Here is a 22,860-nt window from a genome sequence, read left to right as displayed (position 1 = left end):
GTGTATTCATGGCGATCAAATAAGTATGTTGCCAGATGCATCAGGGGTGAAAGCAATGGGAATCCGGATTATTATCGCTGATAACGATCCACTTCAGCGCGCAGAGCTCGGCAAGATCTTGATCAAATGGGGGTATGAGATCGTAGGAGAGACAGGGGAAGGATGGAGCGTTGTCAAATTGGCACGTGAGTTACGACCTGATGTTGTTATTACTGATATTATCTTGCCTGATATGAATGGTATTGTGGTCGCTGGATTATTGCGACAAGAGAAGATTGCACCTGTTATTGTCTCAACTACAATGAGCAATCCTGACCTTATTAAACGTGCAAAAGACGCGGGCGTATTAAACTATTTAATTAAGCCTGTAAGGGAAAGCGAGATTGCTTTTGCTGTCGAGCATGCCCTTACCCGTTATCAGAGCTATCTCAAATTACAGGAACAGAATCGTTTGCTTACGCAAGAGCTGGAATTACGGAAATTAGATGAAAAAGCTCGTGGTATTAGACAGGAACAGCAGGATATTTTGAAGCAGCGAAGCCGCTCAAACCTGTCACCGCGCTTTTCGCAAGCAGCTTTTTTTTCATTGGATCGTGAAATTGAGCATATATTATATGATTTAGAGCATTTACATCGAGGTTACCTGACTTTAGGTGTTTCTCCTCAGTTGGGGCTCTCTTTTTTACACTCTTTAGCGGCTGAGTATGAGGCTCTTTATCCAGGGGTAAGAATCCACTATGTGGTCGCCGACATGTCAGATTTGCTTTCACGAACAGTCAGTATGGAGATCGATCTAACGTTTCTCTGTGAGGACGTGCATTCAACAGGGATTTTCAGTTATATCTGGAGGAGAGAAGAACGAAACCTGTATATTATTCGTGCAACCAGGGCGAGCTTATCTAAAGCAGCACGTGTCTTTCTTCGCCACTTTCTTCAGCATTTTGATGATCATTAGAGTGGCATTTGACTATAATTGTTGCCAGTCGTGGCTTCTTCCCTGGTTGCGTCCACCAGGGGGAGCGTGAACCAGAATGTGGAACCTTTACCCTGTTGGCTTGTGAGGCCGATCTGACCATGGTGTTGTTCTACAATCATGCGACAGAGATAAAGCCCCAGGCCCAGCCCTACTCCAGAACCATATTGAACGTCAACGACTGTCGAGCGATAAAAACGCTCCCATACTCTCTGCTGATCTTCAGAAGAGAGTCCAGGCCCATGGTCGCTGACACTTATACGAACGTTTTGATCTTCTCGTGTAATAGTCAGCTCGACCGGTTGATCAATAGGTGAGTATTTTAGTGCATTGGTCAGATAATTGTTGACAACCTGGCCTATACGATCCGCATCAGCCAGCACCATAAGATTTTCCTCGGCGGCCAGATGGTACATGATCTGTCTTTCTGGTGCCGAGAGCTTCACATCCTCATACGCAGCTTTTACAATCTCCACTATATTATGGTGATGCATAATCATCATGAATTTATTGGCCCGAATGCGTGATGTGTCGAGAAGATCGCTAATCATACGATCCTGTACACCTACGCGATGGACAGCATACTCCAGTGGATTTTTAACGCGAAGGAGTTTTTCCTGGACGACTTCAGGCAAATCATGATTGTGAGCCATAATTGTGTCCAGGCGGCGCATCGCTAGCTGAATATTCCCCTTAATTGTGGTCAGTGGAGTACGTAATTCATGACTGGCAATGCTCATAAAAGCATCGAATCTGGCATTGGTATCTTCCAGGGCGATCGCGTTGGCCCTGGAATTCGCCCATTCATTCACCAGACGAACCTGTTCAATAATCAGCCCTGTTAATTTTGCCACCGCGCTTAAGACAGCTAATCCTTCAGGCGAATAGTTTTCATCAGAACGCTTCTGGCTGATCACAAAAATCCCAACGATCTGCGTCCCTACTGACATTGGTGCAAGCAGAAGGTAAGGGCTCCCAAAACGTAATCGTGCACGGCCAGCCTGTGCTTTAAGATTGAGCAGCACAGTTTCTCCCTTGTAGAGCCGATCAATCAAGTCTGTTTCGAGATATTTTTCCAGGCTTTTGTTATCAAAGGCATTTCTGAACTGCTGCTGTTTCGATGACGGATAGTTCGTAAGGCCGACTAACTGAAGCTTTTTTGTCTCTGCCTCTAAGGTAGCCAGGGCAACGTGATTGCAATCCAGTATTTCCTGAACAAGATCGGCTAGCCGCTGTCCCACTTCCATAATAGTTTTTGTGACAAATGGGTCCTTTTCACCAATAGTTTCAGTGAGTTCTGGAATAATAATAAGATTTTCTACCAGTGTAAGGAGCGAAGAGAGCGCTTTCTGGATACTCGCCCGCTTATAATTGGTCTCCGTAACATCACGAAAGACACAGACACTACCCTGAAACGCGCCTTGAGAGATTGAGACAGGTGCCCCTGATACACTAAGAGCAAGCTGCTGCCCTTCTGGTTCAGTGATAACAATATCGACTGCCTGAGTATGAGGGATTGTCTCTCCATGAAGAATACGATACATCGGAATCTGGTCATGAGGGATTGATTTTCCATCAGGAGTATGAAAAGTATAATTTTCGGTCAGATGATAGAAAGGCACTCCCTCGTATTTCTGAGGTTGGGGCCAGCCAAAAAGATACTTAGCTGCCTCATTGATCTGTTGGACCCGACCTTCCTGGTCAAAGAAAATAATTGGTTCCGTAATAGCCGAGAAGAGCGCTTTGAGCCGGGTTCCCATCTCAATAGCTTTGGAGCGTTCCTCTTCATGTGCAGCCTTTATCGCCTGGGTATGTTGGAGGAGTGAGACCCTTTCGGCTTCAGCACTCTTACGTACTGAGATATCCTCAAATGTACAGAGAAATAATGGCCTGGTCCCTGTTTCGACCTGAATATGACTGGCACGTACACGAGCCCAGAAGATCTCACTATCTTTTTGGACAAATTGCTGCTCAAATGCATAGGAGCGCTTTCCCTCTGTGAGTAGTCGGTTTAAATAGGTATGCCAGACCTGTGGTTGTTCGGGTGGGTTCAAATTATGGAGATTGCCAGCCCGCAGATCCTCATCAGTCAAGCCAAATAAGAGTTTAAAGGCTACGTTGGCACTGTGAATCTCTCCATCCAAATAGACGCAAGCCATACTTACAGTAGACTGCTCAAAGATGGTGTAGTAGAGATCCTGAATGACATGATTTTCTACTGAGTCTTTTTCTTCAGGTTGTTTATTTGTTGTCATTTTTTTAACTTTCACTCAACTATGTTTCTACTTTAAATAAAAAAAAATTCTTTGTCAAACTGATCTTTATAAAAATTAGTTGTGGGAATACGAATGATGGATATTTATGAGTATTTAATGACAAATCTTTTTGTGAGGAGTATCACTATCTCCTTTTTGAGCGTGTATAGCAGTATGGCCTATACCTCCTGTGCCTGCATCCACTTTTAAACGCTTGAAATGGTGGGTAGCGAGACTTCGATGATTAAGAAGGAGTGCACGAAGAGTTCCATGAGAAGACATAGCAAGGATATCCCTTACGCATCATTCTGTATTCTTTGTCTCTTAAGTATCTTGTGTGTGGCATGTGGTGGTTCAAAAGGACCACATGTAGTCAACACGACGAAGGCCATGGATGCTCAGCAGATTTATCGGTGGGCTTTTCGTCTCCCAGATATCAATTCCTTTGATCCTGGCGTTGCCACGGATACTATCTCTCTTCAAGCGGTGAGCCTTGTTTTTACTGGTTTAGTCCAGCTTAATGATGAGCTCAAAGTGCAGCCCCAACTGGCTCAATCCTATGAGGTATTAGACAATGGATTGACCTACCGCTTTCATCTTCGCCCAAATGTAAAATTTAGCGATGGACATCCTTTAGATGCAAATGATGTTGCTTACACCATTGATCGAGCACTTTCACCAGAGGTGAATAGCCAATCTGGAGTCGCATTGACGTATCTGGGGCTGATCAAAAATGCACCAGAACGTACAAATGGAGAGGTAAAGAGTATTATTGGAAGTGGTATTCTGGTGCAGGACCCTGACACAGTAGAGATTACATTGCGTGAGCCTGCTGCCTATTTTCTTCAGGCATTGACGTATCCAACAAGTTTTATTGTAGAAAGAAGCGTCATTGAGCAGTGGGGCTCCAAATGGACGGACCATCTGAACGATCATGATGGACAGGGTGGCGCTGGCCCTTTTAAGGTCAAGGAATATAGCCATACGACAGGGATTGTGTTTGTGCCTGATACGAATTATTACGGAGCTCAGCCTCAACTTAGGGAGATTCATTACGTTCCTTATAAAGATCGTGATACAAGCTATAATGCCTACAAGGCGAATCAGACCGAGATCACAGATATTCCCCTGGCACAATATCCTGTAGCGAAGGTAAGAGATGATTTTAGTCAGACCAATAATTTGACGCTCTATTATGTAGGGCTAAATTATCGCGTCAAGCCACTGGAAAACATCCATATTCGCCAGGGGATGGCGGCAGCTTTGAACCGTGATCTTATCAATAAAGCAGCCTGGCATAGTGCTTATAAGCCGAGCTGTCATATTGTGCCTGAAGGTATGTATGGATACAATCCTGCTCTGACCTGCCCTGCTGGGACTTCGACAAAAGGAGATGCCAGAAGAGCGAGAGAGCTTTTTCAGCAGGGGCTTAAGGAAGAAGGGATGACGACCAGCACATTTCCTCAATTGACGATGACGTACCCCTCCCAATCGCCCGAAACAGCCAATGAGGCAACGATTGAGATCCAGATGTGGAAGACAGTATTAGGAATTACGGTTAATTCAGCGACGCTCAGTCAGAATTCCATGTATACGGCTCAATCTCAGACCTGGAAGAATAATGGGCCACTACAGATCTGGATTGCTGGCTGGGGAGCCGATTTCCCTGACCCACAGGACTGGATTTCGCTCCAGTTTGGAACGAATCAGCCCAACAATGCCTATAATTTTGGTTTTAATGATAGTGCGATGGTTTCTCAACAGCAGGAGCTTCAGAAGCAGATGCAGGCTGCTGATGTGAACATGGACCCCCTGGCACGAGCAGCTGCCTATAATCAGATTGAGCAGCAGCTTGTTGATCAGGTTGCCTGGCTAACAATCGATCAACGTCCCGAGATGCGGTTGCTCAAGCCATATGTGCAGGGGTATAAATTTAATCCCGTCTCTCTTATTCCTCCCGACGATTGGGGAGCAGTATATATTGCTCAACGTTAGATCGATCCCGGATGAGATGTCTAGTTGATCAGGAAGGTAAGCAATCATGATCAAGTTTTTGTTAAAACGATTGATTGGCCTGGTGTTTGTAGTCATCAGCGTCACCTTTATTACCTTCTTTATTGGCTATAAAGCCCCTGACGACCCCATTACGCAATTGCTGGGTCAACATTATACGATTGAATCGTATAATCAGTTAAAACATGCGTATGGTCTTGATCTTCCCTGGTATCAGCAATACTGGAACTTTCTTGTCGGACTATTCCATTTTGATTTTGGCTATTCATTTCAGTACAAAGGGCGGCCTGTCTGGGATATTTTAAAAGATGGCTTACCTATCTCGCTTGAATTAGGGATGTGGGCCTTATTATTGCAGCTCCTGTTTGGTGTCACGCTGGGAGTCCTCTCGGCTCTGAAGGCCAATACCTGGATTGATACGACAAATATGGCCGTCATGCTCGCTATTTATGCACTCCCCTCGTTTATTCTAGCGATTACCATTCAAGTTGGAATTGTACTGCTTGATCAGGCCTTTCCAGATCTCAACTGGCCAGTCGCAAACTGGGGCACGCCATGGCACTATACATGGAGTGATCTTCAATTTAAGATTGTGCCTATTCTTGTCTATGCTCTGGCCGGAACAGCTTATTACGCTCGTCTGACACGTACCAGTATGATGGAGGTTCTCAAGCAGGATTATATTCGTACAGCGCGCTCGAAGGGTCTGGCTGAGTCTATTGTTACCTATCGCCATGGATTGCGGAATGCCTTAATCCCATTAGTTACGGTCCTGGGCGTCTCCTTTGGCCTCCTTGTCACGGGAGCATTTTTTATCGAACACGTCTTCAATATTCCAGGTATTGCGGAGACCACACTAAACTCTGTGAATGCTCGTGATTATCCAGTTATCCAGGCTACCACCGTAGTGCTTGCTATTGGAGTTGTCCTGGGAAATCTCCTATCGGACATCCTCTATACACTGGTTGATCCACGAATTAAGATTGAGTAGAAGGGAATAAGAGCTATGAGAGAATCGGAACCGCACCTGCCAATAAACGTACCGGAGGTAATGGCTCCAGACAATACCGCTTTGCCGCCTGATCCTCATGCACTTATTGGCTCCACAGCAACGCCTGTCGCCGAACATATCGCTGTGTCTAAACATCCCTCAACACCATTTAAAGAATCATTTCGTCGCCTCTTGAGAGATAAGCGAGCTGTGATAAGTATGAGTATCATTGTGTTTTTAATTTTGCTTGCCATCTTTGGCCCACTCATCTATGCGCATATAGGACCTCCCTATGACAGTCCACTCTATGGCACAGTAGGTCCTGAGCAGTATCATAACTTTGCGCATAGTGAACCTGACCGTATTGCTGAACTTCCTTCGTCTCAATATTGGTTAGGGACAGACTCATTGGGACGGGATATATTCTCTCGTCTGATGCAAGGTCTGTTAATTTCACTATCTGTGGCTGTGCTGGTGGAGGTAATAGATATTCTCATAGGAGTGATTGTTGGGGTATTGGCAGGCTTTTTTGGACACTGGGTGGACCAGATACTGGCTCGTTTTACAGATATTATGTTTGCTTTTCCTGGCTTGCTCTTCTTAATCTTAATCTCCGGCATTTTTGGGCCATGGGCGGATCGGACATTGAGCAAAATTCCGGTGTTGGGACCCAATGGGAATGCTCGTCTGTTACTGGTATCGCTTGCCCTTGCGTTTACCGTCTGGCCATTAATGGCACGCTACGTTCGTGGGCAGACACTCCAATTGAAAGAACAACAGTATGTAGAGGCAGCACACACAGTGGGTAGCTCGAATGCATCCATCATTCGACGCCATATTGTGCCTAATCTCTTCAGTATAGTGATCATTGCCTCTACTTTAAATATCTCGAACACAATCATTTCTGAATCGGGCATCAGCTTTTTAGGTTTAGGTGTCCAGCCTCCGGGATCGAGCATAGGTCTGATGGTTGCTGACGGGGCACAATATATCAGTATTAACCCCTGGATGCCACTTGTACCCTGTGTCGTGTTAGGAATTATTGTCCTGGCTTTTTCCTTTTTAGGCGATGGAGTACGCGATGCTTTTGATCCGCGTTCAAAAGACTGAACTGCTGCAAAGATCAGAAGGATAGTCGGGCACGTATGGCCAAGCCAAATATGCGGCGTCCTGGCTCATTGGCATAGCTCCAGCGTAGCTGCCCATTGCTCGCTTGCAAAGCATTCATCGTCCCTAAAAAGTTCGTTGCAGTATAGACAGTATCGCGATCTGCGAGCGTAAAGACTCCACAGCTTTCAAGCTTTGTGCTCCAGATGGGCGTGCCAGTCCGACAATCAAGGGCTGTCAAGGCTTCATTATTCTGATGGACATAGAGCCGATCTGCCTGTACAGTTGTGACTATTCCGACCTGATACATCTCGTGAGCCATCCAGAGTACCTTCCCGTCTTCACTATTTAGTGCGGCCAGGAAGTAAAGATCATTGAGATAAATAGTGGTGTCTAAAGTTACTAGGGCCTGGATGGTAGGCTTTGCGATAGTCGTATTCCAGAGAGGCGTTCCTCTTCGGGCCTCCAGGGCCGTAACCTCAGTTGTAGATTGATCGGCCTGCGAGCCACTGACAATCAGAACATCAGAGGTTGCTGTTATCTTCTCCACTGCATAAGAAGGTGTGAATTGCCAGAGCTGTTGTCCAGTTGTCGCATGTAGATAACGTACCGTTGTATGTACCTGGTTATCCAATGGATTTTGAGTACCAGAGAAGAGCAAGAGTCCTTTCTCGGTTGCGAGACATTGTCCTAATAGCTCTGTCGGCTGGCTATAGCGCCAGCATGGTGCTGCATCGCTTGTACGAATTGCTTCAATGGCTGTCTGTAAGCGACCATCATGAATGGCCAGAGTCTGGATGCAGATCACATCATGGAGAATATGTGCCGCAATAATTTGTGCCTCGGGCTGATTGGTAAGACGATAGCGCCAGATAATCTGACCATTGAGACGATTAATAGCAGTGACCGTATCAGGAAAGAGGGTATCGGAACTATCCGCATGAACTATATAGAGCGTATCGTTTAATAATTGAAGCGATGAATGGCCTCCTGGACTACCAGAGGAGATAGCTGTACGCCATATTTGTGTACCAGTCTGTGCATCCAACGCTGTAATATCTGTACTCGTAGGACCAGGAAAAAACGTCGCATCACCGAAATAAACGAATTGCTGCATCGAAGTGAAACCTCTTCTCTACCCTGAATAGTGCGATAAAATAGAGTAAAGCCCAGCCATCTCCTGAGTAGTATACCATATTTTATCTCATCAATATAATGATTCCTGCCCAAAATAAGGGGAATATGCATTATAATTGTATTAAAATTTTCACTAAATAGTAATGATTGAAAAGATTTGTGCGTAGGGTTCTTTTCAACCGATAAGATCTTTGCATAGAGAAATTGACACCTGATGGTGCTTCGTAAGAGATGCTTAAGAATCGGTAGGGCCTCCTGATCCGTATCAGATAATTATCCAAGAAACGTTTTCCCTGTGCCTGGTGAATAGAAGCACGTTTCCTGGATGCTAAAGCGTAGCAATGAGTCTGAGGGTAGCTATCTGACCGCCATTCAACCTGTTCTATTATTCGTCTGTAGTGCCATCATCCTGTGCATAGGCTACCATCCAATCGATATGGAGAGTACCATCAGTAATAACAGGATAACGATGTGGTAAGCAGGCTTCTGTTTGGAGAATCCAGGACATAGGATTGATCGGAATCCGATTGGTGGCCTGTCCGAGTACCTTATTGTCAAGAATAAAGCGGATGTATTTTGACGACCATTCAATGCTAGCCGTGTGCCAATCTGTATAGGGAATAGTGCTGAGGAAGGTTGTCTGATCAGTAGCGGAAGCTGCATGGATAGGGTGGAGATAGGCATTAATACCACCAGATAAATCCCCCTCGGGGAAGTCAACCTCACCATCATAGGGCCAATTTCCGTTATCAGGCCAGAGCAGCCAGGCAGTTTTAAAGCCTTGAATTGACTCAGAGCGAAAACGGATCGTATATTTGCCAAAGAGATGAGTGCCGGGTATTATAGGGAGAATTGCAGCGGATAATTGCACTCCATTTTCTGTATGTAAATACAGACGAAGCATACTATCCTTCACACTCACTACTTTTGAGGGATAATAGACCGATGTTCCCCCTTTTTGACCAGCAGTATCTTTTGTACCGTCTGGATAGACTGTAAATTTATCCTGATATTCTGGACCAGGAAAGTTACCAAGTTCAACGTTTTGATTGAAATCTTCAGTAAATATCTGCCGCCAGCCGGGAAGATCCCCGACTGGCATTGTCTGATCTGCAAGAGTTGTACTCAACACAAAGATGCCTCCTTGTCCCCTCCCTGGATGAAACAGACGAAGATTCTGCTTTTAAAGCTCTACAAATATATTGTAGCAAAGTATGGATGAAAAACAAATGTTTCTCATCTTTGTGTTGATCTTTATAAATATCTGGTACTTTTAGATGAGTAAAATGCAGATACTATTACCTGAGGACCTGATCAACCGCTTCAAGCGTCTGATCAATATCAGCTGTAGTATGGGCCAGACTAATATGATTGCGCTTCAGATTAACCGGAAGTTTGTAGATGCCACGTTCAATCAGTTGGCGGCGATAATTGACGAACTTTGTGGCGTCATTGCGAAGAAGATCGGTATAGGTTTCAACAGGTGGTTCCATAAAATAGGTTACGAAGATCGAGCCAAAACCAGCGACGGTGGCATTGATCCCGCGTCTCTGAATGATCTCACGAAGTCCTTCGCGCATACGTTCGCCCAGACGGAAGAGATGAGGGTAGCTATCAGGTTGTTCCAGGATCTCGATGGTGGTCAGAGCTGCGGCGATACTCATAGGATGAGCGTTGAATGTTCCTGCAAAAAAGACATCTCCGCCCGGTCGGCAATGATCAAGCAGGTCAGCGCGGCCTGCCAGAGCTGCAAGTGGATAGCCATTCGCAATGGCCTTTGCCAGAGTTGTGAGATCGGGTGTCACTCCAAGCACTTTTTGATAGCCACCTAATCCATGACGGAAACCGGTAATAACCTCATCAAAAATGAGAATGCTTCCATAGTGCGTGCTCAGATCTCGTAATCCTTGCACAAATGCTAGTTGAGGCAGGACGCAGCCGATATTGTGTGGAATCAGTTCAAGGATGATCGCTGCAATCTCCTCACCATTCTGCACAAGCGTCTGTCGGACCGCTTCTAGATCATTGAATGGCAGCACAATCGTATTCTCAATCGTCTCAGGGAGCATTCCAGCAGATAAAGGATCTTTTTGCCCAATCTTCTCTGCCGGACTGATAACATTCATCAGCACCGCATCATGCCAGCCGTGATAGCACCCTTGAAATTTGATGATCTTGTTGCGACCAGTGACCGCGCGTGCCAGGCGTAGAGCCGCATATGTGGCCTCTGAACCAGAGTTACAGAAGAGCACTTTCTCAGCAGAGGGAACATATGAGCAGATCTTTTCGGCGAGCCGCGCTTCTTGTTCGTTTGAGCCAATGCCAACTCCATCTAATTGCATCACCGCTTCTGCTGCTCGTTGATTGACCAGGGGATGGCTATGCCCCAGGAGAAGCGGACCAAAGGCTGCATGATAGTCAATATAGCGTTTACCTTCCGCGTCGAAAAGATAAGCACCCTGACTGCGTGTAAAGACAAGATTGGGATCAACAAGCCGATTGGCGCTACTAACTCCTCCTGGAATATACCGCTGGGCCAGTTCAAGAATTGCTTGAGTCGTAGACGTTGAAGTTGGTGTTGTTGCATCCATGGTCATAGAATCTTCCTCCTGCTTTTCTATGGGGAACTATAGCGGTCTCTCAGCGAAAAAAATTGTCAGACGATCTCTGACGGACTGAGAATGATGGATGACAAGGCGAGCCGCTGCTTCGGGATCTCTTTGAGCGATTGCATGAATAATCGCTTCGTGTTCCTGGTTCGATTGACTGAGATTTTTGCTATCGATAATAGATCCATTATTCAGAAGGTAGAGATCTGTTCGTTCCTCATTGGCGATCACAAATCGAGTTAAGACCTTGTTGCCAGCCGCATTTCCCATGGCCCGATGAAAGTCGCGTCCTGCTCGAAGAAGACCCGGAACATTCTTATCCATTGCGCACTGTCTGCCAGAGATAACCGTATCTTTCATATCCTGGATCTGCTCTGGAGTGGCATGTAAGGCTGCCAGGCGTGCAAGATAAGGTTCGACTACTTCATTTGCCACAAATAGCTCTATAAATTCTTCACGTATCATCTGCCGGACGTGAAAGCCCCTACCACGACGTGGAGCGATGAGCTGCTCATGCTGAAGAATCGCCAGAGCCTCTCGTACAGGCGTGCGGCTGACCTGTAGTTTTGCAGCAATTTCTTCTTCTACAAGAGCTTCCCCATACTTAAAATACCCTGACAAAATAGACTCTTTGATGGCGTTATAGGCCGCTTCACGATAGCCTGGCATTTTCTGAATACTTAAGGGCTCAAGATCTTTAGACATAAAACTGCTTTCTCAATGGAATGGTTACAGTAAAGGGGGAGATAAATACAGTACTAACCTTGTATACAAAGATACATGAGGAATGGACGAAAAGTCAATCTATTTTGCAGGCTTATGTGCAAATAAGCTTGACTTTATGATAGAGAGCGCATATAATTTTCATGAAAATAGCTATTTAGATGCGATTCCTTTATTTTTTAGCGAAAGCTATCGGTATGTTTGTATACAAAGGAAGCTATAGTGCCGACGACTTATACTTCTAACAACACGATGGGTTGAGTAAGAGCGCTTCTAGTGGCTTCGTATAGAGGATTGATAGGACAGATGAGATTACGTAGTGCCGAATGGTTTGAAGGACGAGATGAGTTAGGGCCGCAGAGCCGTTCTGTTTTGCGTACGCTCGGTTGGTCGCGTGAGTTCTTTGCTGGCAAGCCAGTCATTGGAATTGCTAATTCATGGAGCGAACTGAACAATTGTAACCTCGGTCTAAAATTGATTGCAGATGCAGTTAAGCGGGGCATTATTGCTGCTGGTGGTGTTCCTCTTGAGTTTCATACCATGTCTCTGGGTGAAGAACTCATGAAACCCAGTGCGATGTTGTATCGCAATCTTCTCGCGATGGAGATTGAAGAGACATTACGCTCTTACCCGCTTGATGGCGTCGTGCTGCTGACGGGGTGCGATAAAATCACCCCTGCTCAATTGATGGGTGCAGCCAGCGCTAACCTGCCCGCTATACAGGTTTGTGCAGGACCAAAGGCGGCTGGACGCTGGAAGGGTCAAGAGCTTGGTTCAGGCACTGATCTCTGGCAGTATCTGGATGCCTATCGTACGGGCAAGTTAAGCGAAAAAGAGTGGCAAGAGTTCGAAGAGGACTATTCAAGTGGAGTTGGAACCTGCAATACCATGGGAACTGCATCTACCATGACGGTTCTCTCTGAAGCTTTAGGTATGATGCTTCCTGGAACAGCGACTATTCCAGCTACCAATGCGCAAAGATTGTCTGCTGCCGAATTAAGCGGGCGTCGAGCGGTTGAACTGGTGCTACGTGATCTAAGACCTGCACAGATTATGACACGTAACGCTTTTGAAAATGCTCTCCGTATCTATCTCGCATCGGGCGGATCGACAAATGCTGTCATTCACTTACTTGCTATTGCGGGAAGGCTCTGTGTCCCATTGACCCTGGACGATTTTGATGTATTCTCTCAAAGTACTCCCACTCTTCTCAACCTTCAACCTTCTGGTACACGACTCATGCATGATTTTCATGCGGCTGGTGGCGTGCCTGCCTTGATGAAAGTGCTCCAGGAACAACTGCATCTTGAGTGTATTACGGTGACCGGTCAGCCGCTCAAAGCTACTTTAGAAACCATTTCGCTTCGAGATCATGATGTCATCCATTCTGTGCAGGAGCCTCTGTATCCTCTGGGGTCACTGGCTGTGCTGCGTGGAAATCTTGCTCCGCGCGGAGCTATCTTAAGAGTTAGTACAGCCTCTCCACAGCTCTATAATCACTGTGGGCCAGCACTAGTATTTCATTCTTATAGTGACCTGATTGAGCGAATTGATGACCCTGAACTTCCTGTTACGGCAGAGTCTGTCCTCGTGTTGCGCAATGCTGGAGCCGTAGGGGTGCCTGGCCTGCCCGAATGGGGATCAATACCTATTCCTAAAAAATTATTAATGCAAGGAATCAAAGATATCGTGCGCATCAGCGATTCCCGTATGAGTGGAACGAGCTCGGGTACAATTATCCTGCACATATCCCCAGAGGCCAGTATTGGAGGACCTCTTGCGTTTGTGCAAGATGGTGATCTCATTGAACTGAATGTAGAAGCACGAACATTATCCTTGTTGATAACCGAAGAAGAGTGGGCGCAACGCAGAGCATCGTGGTCTCCGGCACTGCCTGAGCACAGACGAGGATACCCTCGTTTATATGCCGAACATGTTCTTCAGCCAGATGAAGGGTGTGACTTTGATTTTCTTAAACCAGCATCAGAAGAGGATCTGCCTTTCATTCTGCCAATTGTAGGACGTTCCTAATTAAGGATCAAATGCTATTCTTGTATTGGTTCTGGATAGGATGCCCAGGGAACCTCGTAACCTTGCCAGATCGTAGGAGAGGCGGAATCGACACGAGGTTTTTGCTCGGTCTGTCGATAGCCAGCTTTATATGTTTGTGCTGGCTGATAAAATAATTGAGTCGAATGTTTCTGTGCAGGTTGATGGACATGCGGTCGCCGTTCTAAAATGAGATAACCGATAATTCCAGGAATAGGGAAAAGAATGAGAAGAACAAACCATAACACTTTCGTATTGCCATGCAGGGCCTCGGATGTATAACAATCGATCAATGTCCAGATCCAGATAGCAAGGAAACCAAGAAGCAGGCAAAGCACAACAAAACTATAGCTATCAGGCATATGAAAAACAGGATGGTGATAAAAGGACCAGCCTGATGGTACAGACGCATGATGAACATGTTTTAAATGCAAGATCTCTTTGTGTAACATGAAAATACCTCCTCTATCCTATCAGAAGTTTGCACATCTCTGTATAGAATATACATCCACTCCATAGAGCCCTTCACTTTCAAAACGTTTTGTTATTGTTATCAGATACAGTTTAGCCTCAACATAGGTAAAAATACTGTTTGGGGGTGAGAGATGATATGATGACCTCTTCTGAGAGAAGGTGCTATAATTTTTAGTGTACCTTTTTGACGTGCCAACCAGTACTATTGCGATAAGAGTCTATTTATAGACATACAAATGCATTGTATGTAAGTGAGGGGGGATGTATTATGCCAGGACATGTATCGAGCCCTATTCGGTCGTTAGGGGTTTTGACAGGTGGTGGTGACGTGCCGGGACTCAATGCGGCCATTAAAGCGTTAGTATATCGTGCCGAAACAATGGGTATTCGTGTCATGGGATTACGTGCCGGGTGGGAAGGCATCACCTTCCTGGATCGTTCGCGTAGTATTGAAGAGCTTACCTTCTCTGAAGAGAAACCAGAAAGCTGGACATCTGGCTATCTTATGCCATTAACTCGCTTAAATACTCGTAACATTGATCGACAGGGCGGCACTATTTTGCAGTCATCTCGCACAAATCCAGGCAATACGAAAGTTGGTGAACTACCTGCTCATTTAGCATCATATGCTGATGGTCACGCTTCAACTGATCGTGTTGATCTGACCAAAGAAGTGATAGCTAACCTGGAATTTCTTCAGTTAGATGGCTTGGTCGTCATTGGGGGCGATGATACGTTGAGCTACGGTTCGAAATTAGCTGCGGCAGGCATCCCTGTCTGGGGCATTCCTAAAACAATGGACAATGATGTTCCAGGGACAGAGTACTGTATTGGTTTTCAGACAGCCATTAGTCGGGCCGAAGAGTTTATCAATCGGATTCGCTCAACGGCTGGTTCACATCGGGAGACAGTCCTTTTCCGGATGTTTGGTCGTGATGCAGGCTTTACCGCTCTTGAAACTGCCACAGTAACCTGGGCGCATCGTCTGATTATTCCTGAAGTACCGATCAACATTGACCATCTGGCCGATTTAGTTCTGAAAGATCGAGAGGAACCCGAAGGATATTCTTTTGTCATTATGTCGGAAGGTGCCAACATGGGCGTGCCAGTACCGACAGTTGGCGAGGCGGATGCCTATGGACACAAGAAAAAAGTGAATGTGGCAGAATTCTTAAGCGACGAGTTGAGCAGTCGGATTCCAGGCGTAAGGTTTCTCCCCATTGATCTGACCTATTTTCTGCGCAGTGGTGAGCCTGAAGTCTACGACAAGCACATGGCTATCTATTACGCAAATGTAATTATGAGTCAGGTTGAAGAGGGCATACATGCTGTGATGGCAGCTTATCGCCATGGCGAGTTTATTTGTACCGATATCCCTGGTAAGGACCTTACAGCACGTCGTGTAGATCCTGCTGACTATCATACAGAGCGTTATCGACCTCGCTTTGAACGTTTACGCGGAACGTACCACCCACAGAGCCATTCATAAGGGGTAAATACCACAGGTGACAGGAAAAGAGAGCATCATCAACGAAATGTTGACATGCTCTCTTTTCCTGTCGCTCAATGAACGATATGTAATTCTACGCCTGGATGTGTGGCTCTGCTTGCGTCTTTACCTGCCTGTTAGCCTTACGTTCAGCCTGTTGCTGCGTATCGAGCCGATAGATAAAGATAAACAGGAAAAGCCAGAGGAGCCCGGAGAGATAGCCCCCAAGAACATCGGTGAGCCAGTGCTCACCTTCAAGGACGCGTGAATAGCCAATACAAAGAATGGCACAGAGTGCAAAGATCTGAAGTGGAATAAGGTATCGATAATAGCGCCAATTTCGTACAGATTTAGTAAAGCTCAAGTAAAGAAGTGTTCCATAGAAGACAACATCATGTTCAGTATGTCCAGAAGGGAAACTATTCACTGAAAGCTTCTGAGTCACATGGATTAAATGTTCACTTGGGCGAGGCCGATCTACATATGCTCCAATCAGAATATTGATGCCATTACCATAGATAATAGTTAAAGCAAAAAACAAGGCCTGGCGAAACCAGCGCATAATAAGGAAGAAAAGGACGGCGACCACCGTAGCAATAATCGATGGGGGGACATCATTAAAAGAGCTAAAGAAGGTGAGGACTGCATGAAACCATGGCCAATACTGAACCGATTGAGTCCATCGTGAAAATTCTAGCTCTCCTGGCCAGGGACCTTTGTGCAGGTGCGTAAGGTAGCCACCAGTTGCCAGCACAATTGCGCCCAGGAGCCATAATGCGGCCTCAACAATGTGTCGTACATAGGCACCACGGCGATCTTCGCCACCGGCTGTCTCTGTCGCTGTAGGCGCGTGTTGTACACTGCCTGGAGGCTCCATCCCTAAGGGCTGAGCTTGAGACATATCAATTTCCTCCTGTATCGTATTTTATTTCTCTGAATGAATACACGAGTTTGTGCCTCAATTAGATGCATGACCTACCAGACTTTGTGAGTCAGGAAGTATTTAAGTTATAATATTTGCAGATGGTCAAAAAAAATCTTACAAGAATTATCAGATAAATATCGTTGCTACTATGAAGGGATTACCTTAACGTAATTTATCAATAAATACTACTCTACTTTTGAGTAAGAAACGTATGCTATTATTGCGATAACAATCTCGCGCGAGGAAGAGTTTGTTATCTCCTTTGTTGTATCGAGTAGGAATGTACGTAGAAAGAAGTAAGAATGCGAGAATATATACAGCTTCAGATAAAGAGATTGAATCTGAGAAAGCGTCATTTCCATCTGTTGATTGGACGGGCCTTTCGTCTGGCGATTGGAGGACTGGCTGCCTTACAACTTCTGATAGCCTCTATCTTGCTGGTGATTGCGTCATTGGATAAAAAGCGCAAGCAGCGGGTAATCTTTCCCCATCGGCAATTTCCAGATATAGCTGTTGGTAAGAACTGCCTTCAACTCTATTGTTATGGTCAAGATCTCTATGCCGCCATGTTGGAAGCGATTGATCAGGCGAAAGAGACTATTTATATAGAATCATATATCTGGAAAGATGATCCTGCTGGTTGGGATTTCAAGGTCCATTTAGCCCAGAAAGCGGCAGAGGGTATTGAGGTCTACGTTATTTTTGATAGTTTTGGAAACCTCGTCGTTCCCAGAGAATTCAAAGTATTTGACCCTCGCATCCATGTCGTTGAATACCGAGGTTTTCTTCGTCCATGGTCTCTTCTTGATCCCAGACGCTATTCCCTGGATCATCGGAAACTTTTAATCATTGATGGGAAAATCAGTTTTATTGGTGGTTATAACATTGGCAGTCTGTATGCATCATCCTGGCGTGATACTCATTTGCGCATTGCCGGTCCATTCGCAGCAGAAATAGCACAATCTTTTATCGACTTTTGGAATCGGTTCTGCCCAAAAGATCAATGTATTACAAAGCACTATCATCGTACGTTTAATCCGTTGATACTACTTCATGGAAATGATGCTATGCGCCTGACATTTCCTATTCGCGATATGTATATTGAAGCCATTCAGCGCGCAGAGACCTCAATCAAGTTATCGAATGCCTATTTTATGCCAGATCGCGATCTGTTGGAAGCGTTAAAGATGGCGGCTCAACGAGGAGTAGAGGTAAGTATTCTTGTGCCATGGAGATCGAATCATGTGCTTGCAGATTGGATTGCTCGTAGCTATTTTACAGAATGTCTCGAAGCAGGAATCCATGTATTGGGCTATCTTCCAGCGATGCTCCATGCGAAAACATGCACCATCGATGGTCAATGGTCAACCATAGGAACAGCAAATCTTGACCGTTTAAGCTCTATTGGTAATTACGAGATTAATGTCGAAATTTATAGTGATGAATTTGCACAGCAGATGGAAGAGCTTTTTAGATGTGACACTGAAAATGTCATCGAATTACATCTAGAGAAGTGGGGACATAGACCATTTTATGTTAAATTTAGCGAGCGTATTCTCACTCCATTGCGTTTTATCATGTAGTAAAAGTGTACCTTTGTACTGGCATTGACAAAGTTTTTGACAGGATAGTTTCTCTTTTTCTTTTTGGACGGTATAATCTGGATAAGATTGATATATTGAGGTTTTTATGAAACGATATGTGTTTGCAACCATCTTCATCATGATCGCGGTAGAGGTTATTGTGGTAGGTTTATTCGCAGCCTTTACGCCGGTTGGTAATAGCCTACTTGCGGTAATTAACCCGCCGCCAGCCCCGCCGCCAGCTCCTGTCCTGTCGTCAATTGGTGTAACTCCGCCAACGCTTCATGCTCAAGAAGTGTATCTTTTGGATCAAGATACAGGAAATATCTTACTCAATATCAATGGTGATCAACGGGTGCCAATGGCGAGCACAACGAAAATTATGACAGCACTGGTCGCATTACAAAAAGGAAAGCTGGACCAGATCGTTACCATTAAGCAGGATGCTCCAGACGAGGCTCTACACAATAATGGAAGTACGGCTCAACTTGCAGTAGGAGATCAGCTTCCATTAATTGATCTTCTCTATGCTTTAATGCTGCCTTCCGGTGATGATGCTGCTGTTGCTATTGCTGATGCGATTAGTGGTTCACCTGCTGCATTTGTGCAAGAGATGAACGCCTATGCTCAGAAACTCCACTTAAAGAACACGCACTTCATTAACCCCGATGGATTAACTGTTCAGACAGCAGATGGAAAGACCGACGCCACGAATGTGAATCATTATAGTACAGCAGCTGATCTTGCTCAGTTAACCAGAATCGCATTAAAGAATCCCCTCTTTGCGCAAATAGTTCAGCTTCAGCACTATGAACTGCCTGCCAGTGGAACACATCGCTCTTATACGACCTGGGATAATACAAATGAACTACTTAAGTTTTATCCGGCTGTGACGGGTGTCAAAACGGGTTACACCCCTGAGGCTGGTCCATGTCTGGTCTTCTCTGCATTCAGTGCGGGCCATCACTTGATTGGTGTCATCTTACATGAGAAAGTGCAAGGAGACGATGAGAACGATACCAGAGCGAAAGAGCAGCGCTTCCTGGATGCTGAGCAGTTATTAGATTGGGGATTTGCACTTCCCTTAAAGGTGCCAGCTACAACGGGTGCCTGAGCTAGTATCTGGATAGAATTTTCTCTTTAGAACATCATTACAAAAGATAAGGGTCGTTTTCGTTGGTTTGAACTTCCCATAAAGAAGAGCTCTGCATACACAAGCAGAGCTCTTCTTTATGGGATTATTCATCTTAGAATAGACGAAAGCGGCGGCGTGGGCGACGTACATAGGTTCCGCGGCGATAGTAGCGCTCATAACCACGGCGATAGACATGGCGATAAAAGAGCCCACTCCAGAGAGCCACACTCAGGGCAGCGACGATTAATGAAGTGAATATTGGAATATCTGCTTTCCAGATATCACCTGCGATATGGATGCCAAGCAGCCCAACAACAAGAAACATACCGATAAATCCGACGATAGTTGCTCCAACAATCCCATCACGTGCGCGACGACGTGCAATCACCTCTCCAATAACTCCACCAATTAAAGCGATAATGAGCCAGACAATGAGATTTGTAACAGTAATATGCATATATATATAACCTCCGTGTCAATGAAAGATGGAACAATTTCAACTTCCTTATTAGCACGAATAAGGTCATCTTTTCGCTTCAATCATGTGTTCTAAAAAAGGAGATGGAACAATTTATAATTATGGTGTAGTTCAATGTATGTTTGATAACTGTCATTGAAGGACAGAGAGCGTGTCTGGCATCTGTATTTGTACAGCATTTCAGAGAGTCAATGACACGGTCTATGGACAGATAAAAAAATGATAAGATAGAAAAGATGTGTGTTCGAGAGCCTTAGAGCGTCATGTATGGAAAATTTTTTATATTTACATTGAAGGAGATAGACATGGAGTTATTGTTAGTTCGACATTTGTGGGGAGTGGAAGGCGAATGGGCGGAGCTTTTTCCACGTTTTAAAGCCCGGGGGTATCAAGCTATTGAAGTGGGGATTCCACCAGAAGAAGAGCGCTCTTCGCTCCATACTTTACTGACTACTCACGAGCTTTTCTATATTCCTCAGATCTTTACTTCAGGGAAAAATGTAGAAGAGCATCTCCACTCATTTCAACAACAGGTTGCAGTAGCAAAAGACTTTGCGCCACTAAAAATCAATTGTCATAGTGGCTCCGATACATGGAGTTTTGAAGAGAGCAAAGAATTTTATGCTCAAGCATTGGCAATCGAGAAGGAAGCAGGTATTCCCATTGCCCATGAGACCCACCGAGGACGCATCTTTTTTTACCCGCGCATTACTCGTCAACTGGTAGAAGCTTTCCCCGATTTAAAATTATGTGCTGATCTTAGCCATTGGGTCTGTGTCTGTGAGCGTTTGCTTGATGATCAGATCGAGACCCTCAAGGTCTGTGCCCGGCAGACAATACACCTGCATGCTCGTGTAGGGTACGAGGAGGGTCCTCAGGTACCCGATCCCCGTCTTCAGGCCTATCAGCAGTATGTAGAAGCTCATGAACGCTGGTGGGAGATAATTTGGGCTGCCCAGGCTGCCCAGGGAGTAGAGCAGTCTACTTTAACACCAGAATTTGGCCCTCCACCCTATTTGCACACTGTTCCCACTACGCAGCAGCCTGTAGCAGACTTAGAAGAGATCTGTGATTGGCAAGCACAAAGACAACTTGCCCACTTTGCGCACTTCACACAAGTCAGATCGAGCTCAAATAGCTAGAACGAAAGAACTGAATTTAGGGATGTAGCGTAAAATTGTTGTATTATTGCCTCTTTTCCCCTTGCGTCTGCATCCTATTTCGGATAACATACGTTACACCTATATAACACCACGTCTGCCTGTGCAGATGGAGTGTACAATCTGGTATATTTAGAGAGTAAGGAGGCAAGAAAAGCATGGCAGACGTAGCCTATTGTGTAAAGTGCAAAGAAAAGCGCGACATGAAGGATGCTCATCAGATTACCATGAAGAATGGCAAACCCGCTCTGCAGGGCACGTGTTCCGTTTGCGGAACGAAACTGACCCGCATTCTTTCCAGCCAGAAGGCCTAGGGTAAAGAAGCAGAGAGCACCCTGCTCTAATAATACTCCTGGCGGATGGTTCATTTAATAGTACAGATGATATGATCATCACTCTATGAATGAAAAACCATCCGCCAGGTTTTTTTTGCAAGGAAAAACCTTCTTATAAAATTATCATTTATCAATAGTTAAATACAATTATTTTACAAAAGTTATATTATTAATTTATTTCTTGGAAAATTCTCCTATGAAGAGCGGAATAGAACGTGTGATTTCTCTGTTAGAGAGGGAGGGAGGATGAGTGTGTTGTGGTGGTTTTTTTAGAGAAAGGGAGAGAACTATATGAGCATAAAAAATAGACAAGTCCAACTGGCAAGTCGTCCAGAAGGATGGGTTAAAGAGAGTGATTTCCGCATTGTAGAGACGGACGTTCCTGCGATTGGTCAGGGCGAAGTCCTGGTAAAAAACCTGTATCTATCGTTGGACCCTTATATGCGAGGGCGAATGAGCGCCGCCAAATCCTATGCAGCGGGTATGGAATTAGGGGATGTCATGGTGGGAGGAACTGTTGGAACGATTTTGGAGTCCAATCATCCAGAATTTAAGGCAGGCGATACCGTAGTTGGGTATTTGGGCTGGCAGTTATACGCAGTCTCCAAAGGGGAGGGATTGAGAACAGTCTCTACAAATGCTGCTCCTGTCTCCACATACCTGGGTGTTTTAGGCATGCCCGGGCTTACCGCCTGGATTGGTCTGATTGATATTGGGCAACCGAAAGCGGGAGAGACCGTTGTGGTTTCAGCCGCATCTGGAGCTGTCGGGAGCGTTGTTGGTCAACTGGCTAAAGCGCGTGGATGTAGGGCAGTAGGAATCGCCGGTGGCAAAGCCAAATGTGACTATGTAGTCAATGAGCTAGGGTTTGATGCTTGCGTTGATTATAAAGCAGGTAACCTGGCAGTAGACCTGCAAGCTGCCGCTCCTGATGGGATTGATATCTATTTCGAGAATGTTGGTGGACCAATTCTGGATGTAGTGCTGACTCAGCTTAATGCCTTTGCTCGTATTCCTTTGTGTGGTTTCATCTCTCAATACAATGTTACAGAGCCCTATGCGATCAAGCATTTTAGCGCTTTATTAACGAATCGTGTAAAGCTCCAGGGCTTTATTGTAGGAGAGCATGCTGCACATTTTCCACAAGCTTTAGACGAATTAGGAAAGCTTGTCACCACAGGTAAATTAAAATACCGCGAGACAATTGCCAATGGCCTTGAGAACGCCCCCAAAGCTTTCATTGGGATGCTCAAAGGCGAGAACTTTGGCAAACAGCTTGTAAAATTAGCGTAAAAACGACGTATATAAGAGAAAAGACAGGTTGCTAAAGACAAGGAACCTGTCTTTTTTTGCCCCAAAAGTCATAGAGTAGTGCATATTTAATCCCTGTTTAAAGTATATAGTGGATAATAATTGTATGTTAC

The 22,860-nt window shown here is 45.2% G+C and carries 19 protein-coding genes; 11 read left to right on the top strand and 8 right to left on the bottom strand.

Going from position 1 to position 22,860, the window contains the following annotated elements:
- Positions 1-55 precede the first annotated feature (55 nt).
- Positions 56-955 carry a response regulator gene (locus tag EL628_RS29100; RefSeq protein WP_161975863.1) on the top strand — a complete coding sequence of 300 codons (900 nt, stop codon included), beginning with the start codon at positions 56-58 and terminating at the stop codon, positions 953-955.
- Here the strand turns inward: EL628_RS29100 and EL628_RS29095 are convergent.
- Entirely contained in the window at positions 952-3,228 is a 2,277-nt protein-coding gene (locus EL628_RS29095) for a sensor histidine kinase (protein WP_126583473.1), read from the bottom strand. The two genes, EL628_RS29100 and EL628_RS29095, sit on opposite strands and share 4 nt — an antisense overlap.
- A 270-nt stretch (positions 3,229-3,498) precedes the next feature.
- Between EL628_RS29095 and EL628_RS29090 the strand changes: the two genes are divergently transcribed.
- Genes EL628_RS29090 through EL628_RS29080 form a run of 3 tightly spaced genes read left to right on the top strand, consistent with a single transcriptional unit; the run spans position 3,499 to position 7,342 of the window.
- Positions 3,499-5,223 carry a peptide ABC transporter substrate-binding protein gene (locus EL628_RS29090; protein ID WP_161975862.1) on the top strand — a complete coding sequence of 575 codons (1,725 nt, stop codon included), beginning with the start codon at positions 3,499-3,501 and terminating at the stop codon, positions 5,221-5,223.
- A gap of 46 nt (positions 5,224-5,269) precedes the next feature.
- A complete protein-coding gene (locus tag EL628_RS29085) occupies positions 5,270-6,232 on the top strand; it encodes an ABC transporter permease (protein WP_126583471.1) in 963 nt (320 codons plus the stop codon).
- A gap of 15 nt (positions 6,233-6,247) precedes the next feature.
- Positions 6,248-7,342: an ABC transporter permease gene (locus EL628_RS29080; protein ID WP_126583470.1), complete on the top strand. Its 1,095-nt coding sequence runs from the start codon at positions 6,248-6,250 to the stop codon at positions 7,340-7,342.
- Positions 7,343-7,355: 13 nt separating this feature from the next.
- On the opposite strand, the gene EL628_RS29075 is transcribed toward EL628_RS29080, so the two are convergent.
- From EL628_RS29075 to EL628_RS29060, 4 genes are all read right to left on the bottom strand, one after another.
- Positions 7,356-8,456 carry an outer membrane protein assembly factor BamB family protein gene (locus EL628_RS29075; RefSeq protein WP_126583469.1) on the bottom strand — a complete coding sequence of 367 codons (1,101 nt, stop codon included), beginning with the start codon at positions 8,454-8,456 and terminating at the stop codon, positions 7,356-7,358.
- 405 nt (positions 8,457-8,861) lie between these two features.
- On the bottom strand, positions 8,862-9,608 hold the full coding sequence (locus EL628_RS29070) for a glycoside hydrolase family 16 protein (protein ID WP_126583468.1): 747 nt from the start codon (positions 9,606-9,608) through the stop codon (positions 8,862-8,864).
- A gap of 166 nt (positions 9,609-9,774) precedes the next feature.
- Positions 9,775-11,073 carry an aspartate aminotransferase family protein gene (locus EL628_RS29065; protein WP_218029022.1) on the bottom strand — a complete coding sequence of 433 codons (1,299 nt, stop codon included), beginning with the start codon at positions 11,071-11,073 and terminating at the stop codon, positions 9,775-9,777.
- Between the two features lie 30 nt (positions 11,074-11,103).
- Positions 11,104-11,790 carry a GntR family transcriptional regulator gene (locus EL628_RS29060; protein WP_126583467.1) on the bottom strand — a complete coding sequence of 229 codons (687 nt, stop codon included), beginning with the start codon at positions 11,788-11,790 and terminating at the stop codon, positions 11,104-11,106.
- 324 nt (positions 11,791-12,114) lie between these two features.
- Here EL628_RS29060 and EL628_RS29055 point away from each other — a divergent pair, with 324 nt between their 5' ends.
- A complete protein-coding gene (locus tag EL628_RS29055; RefSeq protein ID WP_126583466.1) occupies positions 12,115-13,839 on the top strand; it encodes a dihydroxy-acid dehydratase in 1,725 nt (574 codons plus the stop codon).
- 14 nt (positions 13,840-13,853) lie between these two features.
- Here EL628_RS29055 and EL628_RS29050 read toward each other — a convergent pair whose 3' ends face one another.
- Positions 13,854-14,309 carry a PLD nuclease N-terminal domain-containing protein gene (locus EL628_RS29050; protein WP_126583465.1) on the bottom strand — a complete coding sequence of 152 codons (456 nt, stop codon included), beginning with the start codon at positions 14,307-14,309 and terminating at the stop codon, positions 13,854-13,856.
- Between the two features lie 290 nt (positions 14,310-14,599).
- Here EL628_RS29050 and EL628_RS29045 point away from each other — a divergent pair, with 290 nt between their 5' ends.
- Positions 14,600-15,820: a 6-phosphofructokinase gene (locus EL628_RS29045; RefSeq protein ID WP_126583464.1), complete on the top strand. Its 1,221-nt coding sequence runs from the start codon at positions 14,600-14,602 to the stop codon at positions 15,818-15,820.
- Positions 15,821-15,914: 94 nt separating this feature from the next.
- Here EL628_RS29045 and EL628_RS29040 read toward each other — a convergent pair whose 3' ends face one another.
- Positions 15,915-16,721: a phosphatase PAP2 family protein gene (locus tag EL628_RS29040; protein ID WP_126583463.1), complete on the bottom strand. Its 807-nt coding sequence runs from the start codon at positions 16,719-16,721 to the stop codon at positions 15,915-15,917.
- Positions 16,722-17,047: 326 nt separating this feature from the next.
- Between EL628_RS29040 and EL628_RS29035 the strand changes: the two genes are divergently transcribed.
- Together EL628_RS29035 and EL628_RS29030 are read left to right on the top strand one after the other, a co-directional pair.
- Positions 17,048-18,328 carry a phospholipase D-like domain-containing protein gene (locus EL628_RS29035; RefSeq protein ID WP_126583462.1) on the top strand — a complete coding sequence of 427 codons (1,281 nt, stop codon included), beginning with the start codon at positions 17,048-17,050 and terminating at the stop codon, positions 18,326-18,328.
- 106 nt (positions 18,329-18,434) lie between these two features.
- A complete protein-coding gene (locus tag EL628_RS29030) occupies positions 18,435-19,442 on the top strand; it encodes a D-alanyl-D-alanine carboxypeptidase family protein (RefSeq protein WP_126583461.1) in 1,008 nt (335 codons plus the stop codon).
- 133 nt (positions 19,443-19,575) lie between these two features.
- Here the strand turns inward: EL628_RS29030 and EL628_RS29025 are convergent, their stop codons facing one another.
- Positions 19,576-19,920 (bottom strand): transglycosylase, encoded by a 345-nt coding sequence (locus EL628_RS29025; RefSeq protein ID WP_126583460.1) that lies wholly within the window; start codon positions 19,918-19,920, stop codon positions 19,576-19,578.
- A 326-nt stretch (positions 19,921-20,246) separates the two neighbouring features.
- Here EL628_RS29025 and EL628_RS29020 point away from each other — a divergent pair, with 326 nt between their 5' ends.
- The 3 genes from EL628_RS29020 to curA all read left to right on the top strand — a co-directional run bounded on the left by EL628_RS29020 (position 20,247) and on the right by curA (position 22,729).
- On the top strand, positions 20,247-21,083 hold the full coding sequence (locus EL628_RS29020; RefSeq protein WP_126583459.1) for a sugar phosphate isomerase/epimerase family protein: 837 nt from the start codon (positions 20,247-20,249) through the stop codon (positions 21,081-21,083).
- 176 nt (positions 21,084-21,259) lie between these two features.
- Positions 21,260-21,415: a DUF5679 domain-containing protein gene (locus tag EL628_RS30185; RefSeq protein WP_170211163.1), complete on the top strand. Its 156-nt coding sequence runs from the start codon at positions 21,260-21,262 to the stop codon at positions 21,413-21,415.
- A 312-nt stretch (positions 21,416-21,727) separates the two neighbouring features.
- Positions 21,728-22,729, top strand: a complete 1,002-nt coding sequence (gene curA / locus EL628_RS29015) for an NADPH-dependent curcumin/dihydrocurcumin reductase (RefSeq protein WP_126583458.1) — start codon at positions 21,728-21,730, stop codon at positions 22,727-22,729.
- Positions 22,730-22,860: the final 131 nt, after the last annotated feature.

This window comes from Tengunoibacter tsumagoiensis (assembly GCF_003967535.1).
GTDB classification, from domain to species: Bacteria; Chloroflexota; Ktedonobacteria; order Ktedonobacterales; family Ktedonobacteraceae; genus Tengunoibacter; species Tengunoibacter tsumagoiensis.
The sequence above is the reverse complement of the archived record's forward strand: the minus strand, read 5'-3'. Positions and strand labels throughout refer to the sequence as shown.

Bases quoted from the DNA above. Each gene is read 5' to 3' on its own strand.
- EL628_RS29100 (WP_161975863.1), top strand. From the start codon at position 56: ATGGGAATCCGGATTATTATCGCTGATAACGATCCACTTCAGCGCGCA.
- EL628_RS29095 (WP_126583473.1), bottom strand. From the start codon at position 3,228: ATGACAACAAATAAACAACCTGAAGAAAAAGACTCAGTAGAAAATCAT.
- EL628_RS29090 (WP_161975862.1), top strand. From the start codon at position 3,499: ATGAGAAGACATAGCAAGGATATCCCTTACGCATCATTCTGTATTCTT.
- EL628_RS29085 (WP_126583471.1), top strand. From the start codon at position 5,270: ATGATCAAGTTTTTGTTAAAACGATTGATTGGCCTGGTGTTTGTAGTC.
- EL628_RS29080 (WP_126583470.1), top strand. From the start codon at position 6,248: ATGAGAGAATCGGAACCGCACCTGCCAATAAACGTACCGGAGGTAATG.
- EL628_RS29075 (WP_126583469.1), bottom strand. From the start codon at position 8,456: ATGCAGCAATTCGTTTATTTCGGTGATGCGACGTTTTTTCCTGGTCCT.
- EL628_RS29065 (WP_218029022.1), bottom strand. From the start codon at position 11,073: ATGACCATGGATGCAACAACACCAACTTCAACGTCTACGACTCAAGCA.
- EL628_RS29060 (WP_126583467.1), bottom strand. From the start codon at position 11,790: ATGTCTAAAGATCTTGAGCCCTTAAGTATTCAGAAAATGCCAGGCTAT.
- EL628_RS29055 (WP_126583466.1), top strand. From the start codon at position 12,115: ATGAGATTACGTAGTGCCGAATGGTTTGAAGGACGAGATGAGTTAGGG.
- EL628_RS29050 (WP_126583465.1), bottom strand. From the start codon at position 14,309: ATGTTACACAAAGAGATCTTGCATTTAAAACATGTTCATCATGCGTCT.
- EL628_RS29045 (WP_126583464.1), top strand. From the start codon at position 14,600: ATGCCAGGACATGTATCGAGCCCTATTCGGTCGTTAGGGGTTTTGACA.
- EL628_RS29040 (WP_126583463.1), bottom strand. From the start codon at position 16,721: ATGTCTCAAGCTCAGCCCTTAGGGATGGAGCCTCCAGGCAGTGTACAA.
- EL628_RS29035 (WP_126583462.1), top strand. From the start codon at position 17,048: ATGCGAGAATATATACAGCTTCAGATAAAGAGATTGAATCTGAGAAAG.
- EL628_RS29030 (WP_126583461.1), top strand. From the start codon at position 18,435: ATGAAACGATATGTGTTTGCAACCATCTTCATCATGATCGCGGTAGAG.
- EL628_RS29025 (WP_126583460.1), bottom strand. From the start codon at position 19,920: ATGCATATTACTGTTACAAATCTCATTGTCTGGCTCATTATCGCTTTA.
- EL628_RS29020 (WP_126583459.1), top strand. From the start codon at position 20,247: ATGGAGTTATTGTTAGTTCGACATTTGTGGGGAGTGGAAGGCGAATGG.
- EL628_RS30185 (WP_170211163.1), top strand. From the start codon at position 21,260: ATGGCAGACGTAGCCTATTGTGTAAAGTGCAAAGAAAAGCGCGACATG.
- curA (WP_126583458.1), top strand. From the start codon at position 21,728: ATGAGCATAAAAAATAGACAAGTCCAACTGGCAAGTCGTCCAGAAGGA.